The following is a 16,533-nucleotide window of genomic DNA, read 5'->3' as shown; positions in this document are numbered from 1 at the left end:
CAGCGCTCAGAACGACCTCAAGTGCGACCCAGTTGGGTGACGCGGAAGGGCAATTAGCCGTTGATGATCTGCGGAACACCGAGGTGCTTGAGGCCTTCGGCGCCGAATTCGAGGCCGTAGCCGGATTGCTTGGCTCCGCCGAACGGGACGCGGGGGTCCACGGCGCCGTGTTTGTTGATCCAGACCGTTCCGGCCTGGATGCGGGCGGCGACTTCGCGGGCGGCGGCCGGGTCGGCGGACCAGACTGAGGCGCCGAGTCCGACGTCGAGCGCGTTTGCCTTGGCGACGGCCTCGTCAATGGTGCTGTATTTGATGATCGGCAGGGCCGGGCCGAACTGTTCCTCGGCTACGAGGGGGTTGTCGTTGTCGATGTCCGCCACGAGGGTGGTGGGGTAGAAGTTGCCCGGCTGGTCGGCGTCGGGGTTCCCGCCGACGAGGATCCGGGCGCCGGAATCGCGGGCCGCATCGACCAGGCGGGCGACGATGTCGTACTGCTGGCGGTTCTGCAGCGGGCCCAGGACGTTGTTCTCATCGAGCCCGTTGCCCATGGGCATCGCGGCGGCGACCGCTGCGAGTTCGGTGCACACGGCCTCGTACTGGGACTCGTGGACGTAGAGGCGTTTCAGCGCCGCGCAGGTTTGGCCGGTGTTGATGAACGCGCCCCAGAACAGGCCCTCGGCGATGGCCTTGGGGTCCGAGTCCGGCAGGACAATGCCGGCGTCGTTGCCGCCAAGCTCGAGCGTGAGGCGCTTGACGGTGTCCGCGGAGGAGCGGATGATTGCCTTGCCCGTGGCGGTGGAGCCGGTGAACATGACCTTGCCGATCGACTTGTGGGAAGCAAGCGCCTCGCCGACGTCGCGGCCGCCGGAGACTACGGAGACCAGGCCTTCGGGCAGTTCCTGGTTGATGATCGAGATCAGCGCGAGCACGGACAGCGGCGTGTATTCCGAGGGCTTGACCACCACTGAGTTGCCCATCCGCAGGGCCGGGGCGATCTGCCAGACGGTGATCATCATGGGCCAGTTCCACGGGCCGATGGCACCCACGACGCCGATGGGCCGGTAATGCAGCTCGGCGCGGGTTTCGCCGTCGTCCACTACGACTTCCGGTTCCAGCGGGGTGCCGGCCGTGGCGCGCAGCCAGGCGGCGCAGGCGCCGACTTCGAAGCGGGCGTTCGGGCCGTTCAGCGGCTTGCCCTGCTCGCGGGAGAGCAGTTGGGCGAGTTCTTCGGCGGAGCGTTCGACGGCGTCGGCTGCTTTCAGGAGCGCAGCGGACCGGGCGTCGTGGCCCAGCGCAGCCCACGCGGGTTGGACGGCAGCGGCAGTAGCGATGGCGACTTCGAGGTCCTCGACCGTGTGGACCGGGGCCTCGCCGACGGCTTCGCCCGTGGCGGGATCGAAAATGGTGCGGCTGCTCTGGCCAGGGGCTGCGGTGATCGAGGCCAGCAGGGCGTCGTAAGTCTCCATTGGTACTCCGCTCGGTAGTAAGTCTTGGCGGCCGGTGAGGCGCGCGACGATGTTTCCAGTGTGGTTGGCGTCACGTGGAGTGGTCTTGTCATTGGACGAACAGGCCTTGACGGCAAGCGAACGCTTTAGGTTCCCTTGGCTTTCGCTACCTGCCGGTATGCTCCACAATCGATCTTGTGACTCTCGCTTCCCTCGCTGCATTTGCCGGTCTTTGCCTGGTTCTGTCCGTGACTCCCGGTCCGGACACTTTCCCGGTGCTTCGCATCGCGCTGAACAGACCGTCGGCGGGGATTGCCGCGGCAGCCGGTTCGGCCATCGGTGCGATCGTCTGGGCCGCGCTGGTGGGGGTTGGCCTCGCCGCGATCCTGGAGCAGTCGGCGGAGTTGTTCCGCTGGATCAAGATTGCCGGCGGCCTGTACCTGCTGTACCTGGGGATCTCTTCGTTCATCAAGTCCCGACGCGCAGCGAAAGCCGGTGCCGCCGGGTCGGCCGAAGAGCCGCTGCCGTACAACCGCCTTTCGGCCCTCGGGGCGGGTGCGCTCTCGACGCTCCTCAACCCCAAAGTGGGCCTGTTCTATCTGGCCGTGGTTCCGCAGTTCATCCCGCACGGTGGCGACACCATGGGCACGTCCCTCATCCTGGGCGTCGTGGTGGCCGTGATTGCCTTCGCGTATCTCTCGATGATCGCCGTGGTGGCGTTCAAGGCGATGCGGTGGCTGAAGAAGCCGAAGGTGAGCACCGTCGTCGAACGTACGTCCAGCGGAATCATTGCGGGACTGGGTGTGGGAGTAGTGGCGTCGGGGGCTACGAGCTAGGCTCGGTTTTCTCCGCGTAGGAGTCGCGTCTTCAACTGCAGGGGACGAAAAGTATCGCGTCAGGCGCGCAGGACCGGGCGCTTTGGACGCTACCTTTGGAACTCAAAATCAATGTCTACATCGGGATCGACGCTTGCGATGATCCCGGAGTAGAACGCCTGTGCCTGCTCTTTCAGTGCCGCTTCGTTTTGGGTGATGTACTTTCGCTTGTTCTCGTCGCTGAGAATATTGTTGATTATGCGGGTTTGAACGGCTGAAGGCGTTAGCCAACTAAGAGCTTCGCTGCTTTCCATAGGATCTTCGAAAACGGGGTCGTCGAAACCGATGCCGATGAATTCGGGGATAGTCACCCGGTACGAGTCTGTGCCGGTGCGCACGATCTTCACTTGTGACCCATCTAGGCCCAATTTCGCGTCGAATTTGTACTGGATTAGTGTCGTTTTCTCACTTGCAGGTACCGCGACGCCGAGAATCTCTCCTGTGCTTTCGTGCCTCGCGACGCCCTCAATGTGAAGACTGACAAGGGCAACTTCTTGTACACGTGTCACGGCTTGGACTACCTGGGTATCGCGTTCGGTGGAACTGCTTGAGAACAGCGAACTGAGAGCCAAAGCGTTCAGCCCGCCGGAAGCGAAAGCCGTGCCCATTCCCGCAATAACCAGCATGATGATCAGCACCAGAGGCCAGAGCAGAACCTTTGCTCTGAAAAATTTCATGACGATTCAGTCCCCAGTTTGTTTGATGTCGAAATGCCCGTAGAGTGCTCTGTCTGCCGTGGACATAACAGGGCGCCGTTCAAGTCCTTTCGAACCATATACGCAAGCCGTGGATGCAAGTAGGTGCAGCTTGGTTTATGACGCGGACGAGGAAACTGGATATGAGCCGAGACCCCTTATCACTAGGTCGCCGCGCCCATATGAGGTAATTACAGATTCGTAGCGTTTCCGCCAGGAATGTGTAATCCCGGGACGGGCTGAACCTGACTCAGGCGGCCAGCAGCGCCAGATAGTTGTCCAATTGCCCCTCGAGATCGTTTGAGAAGTGTTCCGCCGGGGACAGCGCTGCCACGATTTGGGCGCCCAGCATCATGTTGAGCAGGTGGTCGGCGACGGCGGTGTCCCCGATGGGGGTGGCGATCTCGCCGGCCGCCCGGGCTGCTGCCGCATGGGCACTGATGGTGGTGTGCCATTGGCTCATGGATTCGCTATGCAAGGCGGCCATGTCGGCGTCGTTGAGTGCCTTTTGCCAGAACGGGATCACGATGCGGGCTTCATTGACGCGTTCCTCGTCCAGCGGGAGTACCTCCGTGCAGAAAGCCCGCAGCGCTGCAAGCCCTGAGAGTCCCTCCGTCACGAGCGCGATGCGCTGGTTGGTTCGATTGAAAACGTGCCCGAAGGCGGAAGTTAGCAGCAGGTCCTTGGTGGGGAAGTATGGTTTGAGGGCGCCGTTGGCGAAGCCTGCCTCCTCGGCGATTTCCCGCATGGTGGCGCCCTCCATGCCCAGCCTTGCGATGATCCGCCAGGTTGCGTCCACCAGTTCGAGGCGTCGTTGATCGTGGTCCACAATCTTTGGCACGGCGTGGGCTCCTGGGAAAAATATTGGCGAAAGGTCTTGTGACCCATCTTACGTTTTGATTATTCTCTACAACTATAGAAAATAAACCGCTGACCTTCAGGGGTCCAAACAAGAGGCAGCCATGACGCCCACAGCAACTCACGTTTCCACCCAATACGGCCTGGCCACAGCTGAAGAGATCACCACCGTGCAGGGCATCCTCCAGGCCGCCGGACACTTCGGTGATGCCAAGCGGATCGCCTATCTCGGCCTGGTGGATCCGTCCCGCGGCGCCTCGGAACCCGACCGCCGGTTCCGCGTGTTCATCCACGACATTTCCGGTGGAGCTCCTACCGACGTACTCGTTTCCGCCACCCGCGGGGAGGTCCTGTCCGCCGTCGAACTCGATACCAAACTCTCCGGCGAACTGCCGGTCCTCGAGGAAGAGTTCGAGGTTGTGGAGACGCTCCTGACGACGGATGAGCGGTGGCTGGCTGCCCTCGCTGCCCGCGACCTCGACGTGGCAAAGGTACGCGTTGCCCCGCTGTCCGCGGGCGTTTTTGAGTACGAAGAAGAACGCGGCCGGCGCATCCTCCGTGGCCTGGCCTTCGTACAGGACTTCCCGGAAGACAGCGCCTGGGCCCATCCCGTTGACGGCCTGGTGGCCTACGTGGACGTGGTGAACAAGGAAGTCACCCAGGTGATCGACCTCGGCGTGATGCCGATCCCTGCTGAGCACGGCAACTACACCGATCCAGAGCTGACCGGGCCCCTCCGCGAAACGCAGAAGCCCATCAACATAACCCAGCCCGAAGGCCCCAGCTTCACCGTCACGGGCGGCAACCACGTGGAGTGGGAAAAGTGGAGCGTCGATGTTGGCTTCGACGTCCGCGAAGGTGTGGTCCTGCACAACCTGGCCTTCAAGGACGGCGACAAGAAGCGCCCTATCATCAACCGCGCGTCGATCGCGGAGATGGTGGTTCCCTACGGAGATCCGTCCCCGATCCGGTCGTGGCAGAACTACTTCGACACCGGCGAATACCTGGTGGGCCAATACGCGAACTCGTTGGAACTGGGCTGCGACTGCCTGGGCGACATCACCTACCTGAGCCCGGTCATCAGCGACGCCTTCGGCAACCCCCGCGAAATCCGCAACGGCATCTGCATGCACGAGGAAGACTGGGGCATCCTCTCCAAGCACTCGGACCTGTGGACGGGCATCAATTACACCCGCCGCAACCGCCGCCTGGTGATCTCCTTCTTTACCACCATCGGCAACTATGACTACGGCTTCTACTGGTACCTCTACCTGGACGGCACCATCGAATTCGAAGCCAAGGCCACCGGCATCGTCTTCACCTCGGCGTTCCCGGAAGGCGGCTCGGACAACATCTCCCAGCTCGCTCCGGGCCTGGGCGCACCCTTCCACCAGCACCTCTTCAGCGCCCGCCTGGATATGGCCATCGACGGTTTCACCAACCGCGTGGAGGAAGAAGACGTGGTCCGCCAGGCCATGGGGCCGGGCAACGAGCGCGGCAACGCCTTCTCCCGCAAGCGCGTTTTGCTGGCCAAGGAATCCGAGGGTGTCCGCGAATCCGACGCCAAGGTTGGCCGCACCTGGATCATTTCCAACCCGGAATCGAAGAACCGCCTGGGTGAACCCGTTGGCTACAAGCTCCACGCCGAGAACCAGCCCACGCTCTTGGCCGACCCCGGTTCCTCGATTGCCAAGCGCGCGGCCTTCGCCACCAAGGACGTTTGGGTCACCCGCTACGCGGACGAGGAGCGCTACCCCACGGGCGATTTCGTCAACCAGCACTCGGGCGGCGCGGGACTCCCGGCCTACGTGGCCCAGGACCGCGACATCGATGGCCAGGACATCGTGGTGTGGCACACTTTCGGCCTGACCCACTTCCCGCGCGTCGAGGACTGGCCGATCATGCCCGTGGACACTGTCGGCTTCAAGCTGCGCCCCGAGGGCTTCTTTGACCGCAGCCCCGTGCTGGACGTGCCCGCGAACAGCTCCGGATCGAGCTGCCACACGGCTCCCGCTGAGACTGCTGCTGAGACAGCGCACGGCGAAGCCTCCGGGCACTGCCACTAGCCATGGCCATCAGTATTGGAAGGGTCCGCACCTCCGGACCCGTCCTTCACCCCCGGATCTGCGCCGCCATCACTGCCGTCTCCTGTGTGACCCACCTCTGGCTCGCTGCCTCGGGTCACCACGACGCCTGGATCGGTTTGGTTATGGTGGCCCTCGCGGCGGTCTGCGTGCCCTGCACGGTCCACATTTGGCGCCACAGCCGGCTTGGTGCCCTCCACCAAGTGACCGGATCAGCCCTTGCCATGGTTGCCCTGCACGCCGTGTTGCTGCTCGGAGCGGGCGGTTCCGGACACGCGCACGGCGGCAGGCCGGCGTCGGGCGCTGTTGATACCAACGGGGCCGCCCAACTTTTGTTGGTGATCGGCCTGGAAATCACGACGGCGTTGCTCGCCGCAACGCTCGTGGCCCGGCTTAGGCGCCGGGCCGGCTGTGGAGGCCTCGAGATTGGCCGCCGTCCTGGTTCTGCCGTTTCGTCTGTTGTCCGAGTGATTGATTCACCTTGAATCAAGGGCATAGACTGAGTAAGAGGAAAGAAGGTCGCCGTGATCGTGATGAACAACGATATTGCTGCTTTGCACCGAGGCGCGTTGCAGCGTCAGGCCCGGCAGCGCGTGGATCTGCTTGATGAACTGCGTGCGGTTCACAACGCCTCCTCGCGGGGGATGAACCAGCGTGAGATCGCTGATGTCCTGGTGACCAGTCAGGCAAAAGTGCATCGAATGCTGAAGGCCATCGAACGTCGCCCGGAGGTCCTGTCGGCCGACGAGCCGGAGGAACTCATCCTTCGCGCGTTCGCTTACGACACCCCTAGGGCGGAACTTCTCCAAAAGTTGAAATCCCTGACCTACACGGATGGTGAGGATGCCCCGTACCCGCATGAGGGCCGGCTTCCCGGAACATGGGACCAGGTTGTAGGAGCGTTCGCTCAGGATCTTCTGAATGAGTCCGAGTTCAATGAGGTCAGGGCGGCTGTTGGCCGCTGAAAGGGAGGCTGTTCATGCCGCGCTGACCGACCTATATGGTCCGGGTAATGATCTGGAGCAAGCTCCGGACCTTCTTTTGGCCTACTTTGACGACGCAACAGTGGTCCGCTTGGCAAAGGCGTTCATGGCCCGGCAGCAGGATGTTATGACGGCGGGCCATGCGGTTGTTATCGCCGCCGGTCCCCCTGGCGCAGGCAAGACCGAGGCGTTGAAGACGTTGGACCTCAAGGGCTACCGCCTTATTGACCCCGACGATGCCAAAGACCTGATCCTGGACGACGCTGAACGTCACGGTCTGTTGGGTTACCGCCACAAATACACACTGCCCGACGGCAAGCCCGTAGGAGTACGGGAGCTGGCCTCCCACGTTCATACTATTTCCACGAGAACAACCAACCTCGTCAGACAGATGGCACTCGCTACAGGCGAGAACGTCATCATCGACGGCACGTTGTCTTGGGAAAAGTTGCCCGCGCAGTACATTGACGAGCTCTTCGTGTCCCGCTACGAGGAAGTGGACATTGTTGATGTCGAGACAATCAGGGAAACCGCGATCGAACGAGCGCGACAGCGGTGGTGGTCAGGCAGGTTGCAAGATCCTGTGATGGGCGGAAGATTCGTGCCGGATGCTGTCATCGAGCACTGCTACGCCAGCGGCCCAGAGTCGATCTGCGCAGCCAATGCACTGAAACTGGCGAAGATGGCCGCAGATACCGTCGGCCGCGGTACGCTACGGCGTTTCGATGTCGACCAAGCCACCGGCAAGGTCAGGCCCAGCAACGTAATCACCTTCGAATAGCACCGTCAACTGGAGGACAGATCAGGGCGCAGGGCTGGCAGTCACCCCTTGCCACGAAAATCCCTGGTGCCACAATTGAGCCATGGCGGGGTCAATTCGTGAGGGGATCCGCAGCGGGCCGGACACGGATGCGTTGCGTCGTCCATTCTTCATCGCGGCCCTGGTGGTCTTCGCTGTAGTAGTCCTGACCGAGGTGGGCATGGCCCTGGTCCTGGGCCAGACCGCCGTCGACCCTGTCTCCCCGGGGGACGCCGACAAGCTGGGCGTCCCGCTGGAGGTGTTCCTCAAAACACAGAAAGCCGATGCCGATCCTCCGGGGGCGGGCATCGGCTTTCTCGCGTTCCTGGATGGGTTGCTGCTGTTCACGGTGGTGATGCTGGGGCTCAGCCTCATGATGAACCTGCGCACGTACGGGCGGGTGCAGGGAATTGCAACGCTGATCGTGACGCTGTTGTGGGTGATCGCTGCGTTCCTCACGGCTTTGCTCGCGTTGGCCAAACTCTTCCTGATGATCGGCCTGTTCGTGGCTACGCCCTTCGGAACCATTGCCTACCTGGCGCTGTGGGGGAGCTTTCCCAAGGGGCAGGCCGCGGCCATCCTCGGGCTGTTGCTGCTGCTGAAGATCGTGTTCGCGGTGCTGCTGATCCTGAGCCAGCCGAAGTTCCTCAAAGTTACCGGGCTGGTGATCCTGTTGGTGATCTCGGTGCTGCTGCAGGTGGTCCTTGGGCTGATCCACGGGTTCCTGCCGGGGCCGTTGGTGTCCGTCGGCGACCAGTTTTGGGCCCTGGTGACCGTGGTGGTTGCGCTGGTGTGGGCATTGATCATGCTGATCGGATCCATTCCGGCGATCATCAATGCGCTGCGGGTGAGTGGTTCGGCGGGGGACTGATCTCAGGGGATTGGAGTGCCGGGTTCGCGGGAAGCCTGCTGGTTCGTCTGGAAGTTTCCGTGCGAGCAGGCAGCTTTCCCGCGGTTTCGCGGCAGAGCTACAGCGAAACCCGCGTCAGCTTGTCCGGATTCGAGACCTGCCGCAACCCGCGGATGCTGCCGTCAGGGCCGCCGTCGAGCACTAAAACGTCGGCGCGGCCCGAATGCCTGAGCACGAGCGCCGGCCCGCCGTTCACATCGATGAGGTCCGCGGTGACGGGCTGCGTGGCGGCGGCCTTTCCGAGGATGCCCACGAAGAACCGTGCGATCCGGGCTGCACCGAACAGTGGGTTCATGGCGCTCTTGACCTTGCCACCGCCGTCGGCCCACAGCACGGCATCCCGGTCCAGCATCGCAACCACAGTGTCAATCTCGCCGTTCTCAATGGCGATCACCAGCTTCTCCAAGGCGGCGCGGTCCTTGGCCCGAGGGGCGGGTGCGTTGGGGTCGATGTCCAAACGGCGTTCGGAGCGCGAAATCATCTGCCGTATGGCAGCGGGCGTCTTGTCCAGGATTTCCCCGATCTCCGGGGCGGACATCCCGAAGGCGCGGTGCAGCACCAGGGCCGCCCGCGCCTCGGGTGCCAATTGCTCGGCAAGATGCAGCAAGGTCAGCGACAACAGCTCGCGGTTGGCGAGTGTCTCCTCCGGAAGCTGGGCCGTGTCAACCGGTTCGGGCAGCCAAGGCCCGGTGTAGTCCTCCCGGATTGCCGCGAGCTGCCGCACCCGGTCTACGGAGCGCCGAACGCACACCGTGGTCAGCCAGGCCGGCCACGAGTCCACGCTGGAACGCCGTTCCTGCCGGACTGCGTCCATCGCAACCTCCGAGACGACGTCCTCGGCATGCCCGAAATCGCCCAGCATCCTGTAAGCGATGCCCAGGAGGCGGTTGCGTTCGCTTTGCCACGCCGCCGTGGCCGAGACTGCAAGCGTCATGCTGCCACGTTACCGCTCAGACCAAGGGGTTCTTCTCGTCCAGCGGTGGCTCCATCTGTGTGCTGATCGCAATCCGGTTCCACACGTTGATGGTGGAGATCGCCAGGATCAGAGCGCCCATTTGGCCGTCGTCGAAGTGCGTTGCTGCGGCGTTCCAGATCTCGTCGGTTACGGTGTCCGGTCCCAGTTGGGTGACGGCATCGGTCAGGGCGAGCACGGCCTGTTCGCGGGCATCGAAGAAGACTTTTGAATGCTGCCAGGCTGCGACGGCGTGCAACTTACGGGACGGGATGCCGCGCTTGGCGCCCTCGGTTGCGTGCATGTCCACACAGAATCCGCAGCCGTTCAGGATGGAGGCGCGGAGCTTGATGAGCTCGTAGAGTTCCGGATCGACGGATTTGCGGGCATAGCCTTCCAAACCGATGACGGCGGCATAGCCAAGTTTGTTGCTCCGGCCCATGTTGATGCGTGGCATGGTGTTCCCTTTCCTCAATGGTTCCTTACATCAGGGATGTCGGAAGGGAGCCCGGAAGTGTGACAGCTTGCCCAACTGGGTCGCAGTTCAGGTCGTTCCCAGCGCTGGGAACGACCTGAACTGCGACTTAGTTGGGTTAGTCCGCGGGGCGGTTGCGGTACGCCGCGAGGAAGTGGGAGATCCGGCGCACGGCTTCTTCGATGTCCCGCACGTTGGGCAGGATCACGAACCGGAAGTGGTCCGGGGTGGGCCAGTTGAAGGCCGTGCCGTGGGAGACCAGGATCTTCTGTTCCTGGAGGAGTTGGAGGACGAACTTCTCGTCCGATTCGATGGGGTAGATCTCGGGATCGAGCCGCACGAACAGGTACATTGCACCGGCCGCAGGTACACAGGAAACTCCGGGGATGGCAGTGAGCAACTTCCAGGCGAGATCCCGCTGTTCGCGGAGGCGCCCGCCCGGAGCAATGAGGGCCTCGATGCTTTGGTAGCCGCCCAGGCAAGTCTGGATGGCGTGCTGGGCCGGAACGTTGGAACACAAACGCAGCGACGCCAGGAGTTCCAGCGATTCGCGGTACGCGGCGGTGGCGGCCAACGGACCTGTAACGGCAACCCATCCGGCGCGGTACCCGGGCATGCGGTAAGCCTTCGAGAGTCCGCTGAAGGTGAGTACGCAGATGTCGTCCGCGATGGAGGCCGTGTGGATGTGTGGGGCATCGACGTAGCGGATCTTCTCGTAGATTTCGTCCGAGAACAGCACCAGGTCATGCTTTCGCGCCAAGGAAGCGAACTGGTCCAGGATGTGCCGGGGGTAGACCGCGCCCGTGGGGTTGTTCGGGTTAATGATGACGATGCCGCGGGTGCGAGGGGTGATCTTGGCCTCGACGTCGGCCATGTTCGGCCACCAGTTCTCGTCCTCGTCGCAGAGGTAGTGCACTGCTTTGCCACCCGTAAGCGTGACGGTGGCCGTCCAGAGTGGGTAGTCCGGCGCGGGGATGAGGATTTCATCGCCGTTCTCCATGAAGGCCTGCAGCGTCATGGAGATGAGTTCGCTGACCCCGTTGCCGATGAAGATGTCTTCAACACCGATGTTCATCAGCCCGCGGGTTTGGTAATACTGCGAGATGGCGGTCCGGGCGGAGAAGATGCCTTTGGAATCGCTGTACCCCTGCGCGCCGCGGATGTGGTGGATCATGTCCACCACCACGGACTCCGGCGCTTCCAGCCCGAACGGTGCGGTGTCCCCGAGATTCATCTTGAGGATGCGGTGACCCTCAGCCTCCATGGCCTTGGCTGCTTGGAGGATGGGCCCACGGAGTTCGTACCGGACGTTCTGGAGTTTGCTGGAGTGCTGCATCGGACGCATGGTTGATCTTTTCATGTCCCGGGCCCGTGCGCGTAAACCCGTCTCAAGGTTGCAGCCTCTGGACGCAGAACTGCGGATTGACCATGCAGATATTGGGCAGGGGATCGACCACGATGATGGACCGGGGCTCGGTCCGCACCAGCACCAGCGCGTTGACGTTGACTTTGGTTCCGACGTCCGGGTTCACGCCCACCACAATGCACGGCCGGAACAGCGGCTCAAAGGCGGAGCCGAAGCACTGCGATCCCTGGGTGAAGTCCAGCTGGATCTTCGCTGCTTGGAAGGCCGCTTTGGCATCCTCGATCCGTTTGCCCAGGACATCCGGGACAGTCGGTCTGGCGGGTTCGGCGATCTGCAGGTTCACCGTGCTCCCACGGCCGGCTTTCTCGCCACCGGCGGGGGTTTGGGTGACCACCGTGCCTTCCGTTTCAGCGCTCTCTGTTGGGTTGGTGGAGACCTTGAAGCCGGCGTCCGTGAGGATTTTGACGGCCTCGGTTTCCGGCTTGGATTTCACGTCCGGCACGTTGGCGTCCTTGAAGATGAAGAACAGGATCGCGCCAATGATCGCCAGGAGCACCACCCCGCCGATGATCACCCATAGCCACGGGAACTTCGGCGCCGGTTTGGGTGCCTCCGCCGCGGGCACGTTAAGCGTGACCACGTGGGCTTGATCGGCGTAGTCCTCCGGTGCGTCGTCTGCCGAGTAGGCGATCAGCTTGACGGGGTAGCTTCCCGCGGCAGCGCCGGCGGTGTCAAAGTTGACCACGTATTGTTCGGTAGCCCCGGCCGCGATGGTCCGCAACGGGTTGGGGATGGTGGTATACGTTTTCGACGGCGGATTGGTCACCTGCCCGGGGAAGGCGCCGAGGACCACCCGTTCGGGTCCGGGTGAGCCGTTGGTGACGGAGGCCGTCAGTGATCCTTTGCCGTCCTTCAGGATCACATCGGGGGAGCTCAACGTCATGGTGATGGTGGTCATGGCCTAACTCCTCTTGTCCGCGTGGATAATTCCATGTCAGCCCGCCTCCTGGAGCAGCAGAACACACGTCCCGATGGCACGGCACGTTACGCCCAGTTGTCCACCCGAGGTTCCAAACGTCAGGTCCACGGACTTTCCGGGCCCTGAGTCCTGCTCCGCGCGGGTGCCCTGGATGAAGAGGGCTACGGTAACCGGCTGCTGCGGTACCAGTCGTGCCCGCTTGGTTGGCGGTCCGAAGTAGAACAGGCCTCCACCGAATTCCTTCACGTCGAGAACACAGGATCCGGTGACGGTGAGCTGTGTGTCGGAGACGGAACAGGATCCGCCGGTCACCAATAAATCCGTGCCCGTGAGCCGTCCCCCTGCGGCAGCCCCGGAGAAGCCTGCCTGCCAGTCACCAGCCGCATTGTTGTTCCCGCCGCAACTGACGCCGAACACCAGCACCAGGATGGCGATCACTCCGCAGGCAAGGACAACCAGAATGGGAGTCCGGTTCTCCTTATTCACCGGGATCACCGGGCTGGCCGCCTGCGCTGGGTACGGCGGGATCACCGGATTGGCCGGGCTCGCCGGTTTCACCTGCTGCCAGCACAACAAGCTCGTCCGTCACGTGCGCAGGCTTCACGCCCTTCACGATCCTGCCGACCAGTTCCAGCTGATCCGCGGCGGCAGTGGGAACCAGCACTTTGATATGGAAAGCACCGGGCACGGATTCGACACCGAACCCGGCAACTCCCGTAGCCAGGTGCAGGAACCGGGTGAGCCCATCAACCGTGCCGCGGCGTGAGGACAGCTGCGCCGAAGCGGCGATCAGGTCCCGCTGCCGGGCGACGGGGATGCTGCCGGTGCGCGAACTTTCGGGTCCGGGCAAGGTCAGCCAGTCCAGGTCCACCCAGCGGGACAGGAAGGGAATTAACGACGCCGGAGCCCGCCCGGGATCCGGAACGGTATGGATGCGGTCCAGGACTTCACGGACGGGCGCGTGCATGTCCTCGGCCACGGCAAGCAGGGCCTGCATGGGTGGGCTGGTGTCGGCGGCCACCTGGAACACTTCGGGCAGCACCCGGAGGAGCTTTGAGCTGTCAGCCATTGCCGTGGACCACCTCGATCCTGTGGTCTCCGGAGCAGAACAGCCACGTGTCCGGCAGGGTCACGACGTCCTCCACTACCCGGCGAGTGCAGCTCTCCCAGGACACAGCGCTGTCCTTGCTCCGGTACACGCCCTTGGGGCCGGCAGCGAGCACCAAAGCGCCCCCTTCGGGCAGGACCGCTCCGGACACCGAACGTACGGGTTCGAATCGGGTCCGGTCCCGCAACGGCAGGTTGCAGTTGACGTCCGGAACGCTCCACTGCGCCGATGCTTGCCCGAGCTGAAGCCGGAGTACGCCGCCGCTCTGGGTGGCCGCGTAGGCAGCGTTGCCCATCACGTGCACACCCCAACAACTGCCGCCGGTCCAACCTGCACTGAACTGCTCCCACGAATTCATGAATTGCTGGTCAAAGTCCGTGCGGCCCAACTCGTCGATCTTCAACCGCAGGCATCCCGTCCCGGTGCCCTCCGGCACCGCGCGGCCGAGCCACACATAGCTGGCGCCGCCGTCGTACTGGACCGTCAGGCAGCGGATGTCCTCGCCGGCCGCCTTCACCTGTTTGAAGCTCCCGGCGGTTCCGGCGTCGGGGGAAAGCCACACGCCGGCCGAGGCCTCGGCGGCCACCACCACGCCGGTCCGGCCCCGAATATCCACCAAGGCGTCCACTGCATAAAAGCCACGGTCAGGTTGCGAGGTGTCCACCACGTTCTGGACCGGAATGGCCCCTTCGCTGACGGGAAGTTCGTACAGGCCGCGCTCGCCGGCCAGCAGGAGCAGTGGCTCACCCTGGCGGTCCACCCAGCACAAATCCGCGACGACGAACCCCAGTTCCGCTGCTTTGCGCCAGGATTCGCCGAGGTCGTCGCTGATGTAGATGCGCGAGACCGTGTCCGTGACCGTGCTGACTGCCACCATTCCGGGATGCCGTTCCGGCCCGGCGCGGCCTGGAGCGGGTGTGCGGAAGGGGGCGATGGCCCGGACAGTTTCCTTCGAGCCCGCCGCAGCGTCACCGGCAGTGAACTCGGCGCAGGCTTCCCAGCCGTCGGCGGCGTTGGTGGTCCTGAACAGCATCCCGTCCTGCGCCACGAACCACGTATTGTCCTGGCCCTCCGCCTGCACCAGCCCCACGGCGTCCGTGTCCGGAACCTTGTCCACTTCCAGGCGGACCCGGTCCACGTATTGCACGCCGGGCTCGGCTTCTTCCATGGCCCGGTACAGGTTCGAAACTCGGAGGGGCTTGCCGAAACCTGAACCGTACGACGACGAATCCGGGCTCAGCGGGCTGATGCCTTCAGACAGGCGGCCCACGATCCGGGACTTCACGGCCTCGGCGTCCTCATCGGGACGGACCACGATCCGTGCGTCCACGAGCACCTGCTTGTAGAGGCCCCAGCGCACTACAGGCTCGGCGCCAACCGTGGACCGCCTGCGCAGGTATTGTTCCACGTCAGAGCGCACTTGGTCGCGGGCGTGGGCCTCCAGATCCGCGGCCCGTAAGGGCTGCGCCGCGGCGTCCCGGCTCCCCGGAACGAACGGGACCAGGACGATTTCGACTTCGCCGGGTTGAGCGAAGGCCCACAGGTCCTTGCGTGTGAAGGCACGCGCGCGGCCAACGCCGGCATGCCGTCGGGCCAGGACTTCGTAATCGCGGACGGTTACGGCCCGGTCCCGTGCCAGGAAGTCCTGCGGCGCACGCCGCAACGCATTCTCCAGGGATTCGCCGTCACGGCCGCCGGTAGCAGGCTCCGGATTGGTGACTTTCGCGCCGGGAACGGGTGTCCGCAGCACGGTCAGTTGCCCTGCTCCCACGTTGCCCGGGGCACCCCCGCCGCTGCGGTACCAGGCCCGGACCTCGGCACCCGGATCCGGCACCACGGTTGGCGTCCGGCCTGCGGACTCCTCATCCCACCAGGCGAACATTGCGACGCCGGCACTCCGGTCGATCCGTACCGGCATCTCCCCAGGGCTCGCGTCGGCGAACGCCTCCACCTCTTTGCAGTACCGGAAGGGTCTGCCATCCACCAGCACCGCCTCGCCGCTGCCCAGGCGCGTCCCTGCCGGAACTTCGACGGCGATAGCCAGGCCCGCGCCCGAAACGATCGGGGCGTTCGGGATCACGAAGCTCTGGCCCGGTCTGCCCGTTCCCGTACCGATCGGGATGGCGTCGTACATGGTGACATCGGCTGCCGGGACCACAACGCTGGCCTGGCCGGGCGCCAGGGTGGCTGCCGCCGTCGTCGTAAAGACCGGTTGCGGTGCGCCGGGGACGCCGGGCGGGCAACTGACCTGGGTGCCGCGGGGGATGCGGATTTCCTGGTCCGTGTTCGCGGCCGATGCCCTGCTGAATTCGAGCATGGTTTCCGCGGAGCTTGGCGGGTAGAGGGACGTGCCGAGCAGGTTCAGGTAGACGGCATAGAGCTTGTCCGGCACGCGGTTCAGCCGATACATCAGCGTGTCTGTCAGGTAGGCGAAGGCCTCCACGATGGTGATTCCGGGATCGTGCACCGACAAGTCGGTCCACTCCGGGGCGATCTGCTGGATCCGTTCGCGGGCACCCGCTACGAGCTCGGCGAAGCTCCGATCGTCCAGGTTCGGCACGGGAAGGCTCATGCTGCACCTCCGGATTCCACGGGCAAGGCGATGACGATTTCGTCCTCGAGCTGGGACGTCCTGACCCGGTACTTCAGCCTGACCTCAAGGATCTCGGGGCTTTCGGCTGAGCGTGAGGCATCAAGGGACAGGACCGTGATGCGGCGTTCCCACTGCTCCACGGCCTTGGCCACATAGTGGATGGCGAGCCCGGCGGTGGTGTCATCGGCGGGGGCGAACGCGAGGCGGAAAAGGTGGCAGCCGTAGCTCGGACGGTTCACCCGTTCGCCGGGCCGCGTGCTGAGCAGCAGGAGGAGGGCCTGCCGGACCGAGGCCGCGTCCGTAACCGTCGCGAGCCTGCCCGCAGGGGTGGTCTTGAGCCCGGGCAGTCCGGTACTGGCATCGAAGTCCGGGTGGATGAACGCCACGGACTTGTATCTGGGGGCGCTCACG

At 63.9% G+C, this 16,533-nt stretch carries 18 protein-coding genes; 6 read left to right on the top strand and 12 right to left on the bottom strand.

The genetic code is table 11. From position 1 onward, the window contains the following. Positions 1–53: 53 nt before the first annotated feature. Positions 54–1,466: an aldehyde dehydrogenase family protein gene (locus ACIPV6_RS12445; protein WP_400271178.1), complete on the bottom strand. Its 1,413-nt coding sequence runs from the start codon at positions 1,464–1,466 to the stop codon at positions 54–56. Positions 1,467–1,642: 176 nt separating this feature from the next. Here ACIPV6_RS12445 and ACIPV6_RS12440 point away from each other — a divergent pair, with 176 nt between their 5' ends. After that, on the top strand, positions 1,643–2,281 hold the full coding sequence (locus ACIPV6_RS12440) for a LysE family translocator (protein ID WP_400271177.1): 639 nt from the start codon (positions 1,643–1,645) through the stop codon (positions 2,279–2,281). Between the two features lie 89 nt (positions 2,282–2,370). Here the strand turns inward: ACIPV6_RS12440 and ACIPV6_RS12435 are convergent, their stop codons facing one another. Further along, positions 2,371–2,997 carry a hypothetical protein gene (locus tag ACIPV6_RS12435; RefSeq protein ID WP_400271176.1) on the bottom strand — a complete coding sequence of 209 codons (627 nt, stop codon included), beginning with the start codon at positions 2,995–2,997 and terminating at the stop codon, positions 2,371–2,373. Positions 2,998–3,265: 268 nt separating this feature from the next. Continuing rightward, positions 3,266–3,856 (bottom strand): TetR/AcrR family transcriptional regulator, encoded by a 591-nt coding sequence (locus ACIPV6_RS12430; RefSeq protein WP_400271175.1) that lies wholly within the window; start codon positions 3,854–3,856, stop codon positions 3,266–3,268. A 121-nt stretch (positions 3,857–3,977) separates the two neighbouring features. Here ACIPV6_RS12430 and ACIPV6_RS12425 point away from each other — a divergent pair, with 121 nt between their 5' ends. Then, positions 3,978–5,939, top strand: coding sequence for a primary-amine oxidase (locus tag ACIPV6_RS12425; protein ID WP_400271174.1), 1,962 nt, complete (start codon positions 3,978–3,980; stop codon positions 5,937–5,939). Positions 5,940–5,941: 2 nt separating this feature from the next. Further along, positions 5,942–6,442, top strand: coding sequence for a hypothetical protein (locus ACIPV6_RS12420; RefSeq protein ID WP_400271173.1), 501 nt, complete (start codon positions 5,942–5,944; stop codon positions 6,440–6,442). Here the strand turns inward: ACIPV6_RS12420 and ACIPV6_RS12415 are convergent. Next, positions 6,434–6,583, bottom strand: a complete 150-nt coding sequence (locus ACIPV6_RS12415) for a hypothetical protein (RefSeq protein WP_400271172.1) — start codon at positions 6,581–6,583, stop codon at positions 6,434–6,436. The genes ACIPV6_RS12420 and ACIPV6_RS12415 overlap by 9 nt on opposite strands. A gap of 75 nt (positions 6,584–6,658) precedes the next feature. Between ACIPV6_RS12415 and ACIPV6_RS12410 the strand changes: the two genes are divergently transcribed. The 3 genes from ACIPV6_RS12410 (at position 6,659) to ACIPV6_RS12400 (ending at position 8,610) form a co-directional block, all read left to right on the top strand. Beyond that, complete coding sequence (locus ACIPV6_RS12410; protein ID WP_400271171.1) at positions 6,659–6,922, top strand: hypothetical protein; 264 nt, start codon at positions 6,659–6,661, stop codon at positions 6,920–6,922. Beyond that, entirely contained in the window at positions 6,879–7,721 is an 843-nt protein-coding gene (locus tag ACIPV6_RS12405; RefSeq protein WP_400271170.1) for a zeta toxin family protein, read from the top strand. The genes ACIPV6_RS12410 and ACIPV6_RS12405 overlap by 44 nt, the downstream gene beginning before the upstream one ends. A gap of 82 nt (positions 7,722–7,803) precedes the next feature. Then, complete coding sequence (locus ACIPV6_RS12400) at positions 7,804–8,610, top strand: hypothetical protein (protein WP_400271169.1); 807 nt, start codon at positions 7,804–7,806, stop codon at positions 8,608–8,610. A 97-nt stretch (positions 8,611–8,707) separates the two neighbouring features. Here the strand turns inward: ACIPV6_RS12400 and ACIPV6_RS12395 are convergent, their stop codons facing one another. From ACIPV6_RS12395 to ACIPV6_RS12360, 8 genes are all read right to left on the bottom strand, one after another. Next, positions 8,708–9,583: a sigma-70 family RNA polymerase sigma factor gene (locus ACIPV6_RS12395; RefSeq protein ID WP_400271168.1), complete on the bottom strand. Its 876-nt coding sequence runs from the start codon at positions 9,581–9,583 to the stop codon at positions 8,708–8,710. A 16-nt stretch (positions 9,584–9,599) separates the two neighbouring features. Next, positions 9,600–10,058 carry a carboxymuconolactone decarboxylase family protein gene (locus tag ACIPV6_RS12390; protein WP_400271167.1) on the bottom strand — a complete coding sequence of 153 codons (459 nt, stop codon included), beginning with the start codon at positions 10,056–10,058 and terminating at the stop codon, positions 9,600–9,602. Positions 10,059–10,194: 136 nt separating this feature from the next. Further along, positions 10,195–11,421, bottom strand: coding sequence for a pyridoxal phosphate-dependent aminotransferase (locus ACIPV6_RS12385; protein WP_400271166.1), 1,227 nt, complete (start codon positions 11,419–11,421; stop codon positions 10,195–10,197). Between the two features lie 43 nt (positions 11,422–11,464). Beyond that, a complete protein-coding gene (locus ACIPV6_RS12380) occupies positions 11,465–12,400 on the bottom strand; it encodes a PASTA domain-containing protein (RefSeq protein WP_400271165.1) in 936 nt (311 codons plus the stop codon). A gap of 36 nt (positions 12,401–12,436) precedes the next feature. Further along, positions 12,437–12,907 (bottom strand): hypothetical protein, encoded by a 471-nt coding sequence (locus ACIPV6_RS12375; RefSeq protein WP_400271164.1) that lies wholly within the window; start codon positions 12,905–12,907, stop codon positions 12,437–12,439. Next, the gene (locus ACIPV6_RS12370) at positions 12,900–13,490 is read right to left on the bottom strand and encodes a phage tail protein (RefSeq protein ID WP_400271163.1); all 591 of its coding nucleotides are present in this window, start codon (positions 13,488–13,490) and stop codon (positions 12,900–12,902) included. The genes ACIPV6_RS12375 and ACIPV6_RS12370 overlap by 8 nt, the downstream gene beginning before the upstream one ends. Further along, positions 13,483–16,101 carry a putative baseplate assembly protein gene (locus ACIPV6_RS12365; RefSeq protein ID WP_400271162.1) on the bottom strand — a complete coding sequence of 873 codons (2,619 nt, stop codon included), beginning with the start codon at positions 16,099–16,101 and terminating at the stop codon, positions 13,483–13,485. Before ACIPV6_RS12365 ends, ACIPV6_RS12370 begins: the two co-directional genes overlap by 8 nt. Continuing rightward, positions 16,098–16,532, bottom strand: coding sequence for a GPW/gp25 family protein (locus tag ACIPV6_RS12360; protein WP_400271161.1), 435 nt, complete (start codon positions 16,530–16,532; stop codon positions 16,098–16,100). Before ACIPV6_RS12360 ends, ACIPV6_RS12365 begins: the two co-directional genes overlap by 4 nt. Position 16,533: the final 1 nt, after the last annotated feature.

The sequence above is a fragment of the Paenarthrobacter sp. NPDC089988 genome, assembly GCF_044748465.1.
Taxonomy (GTDB): Bacteria; Actinomycetota; Actinomycetes; order Actinomycetales; family Micrococcaceae; genus Arthrobacter.
Note: the sequence above shows the minus strand (reverse complement) of the source record. Positions and strands in the feature narration are given on the sequence as shown.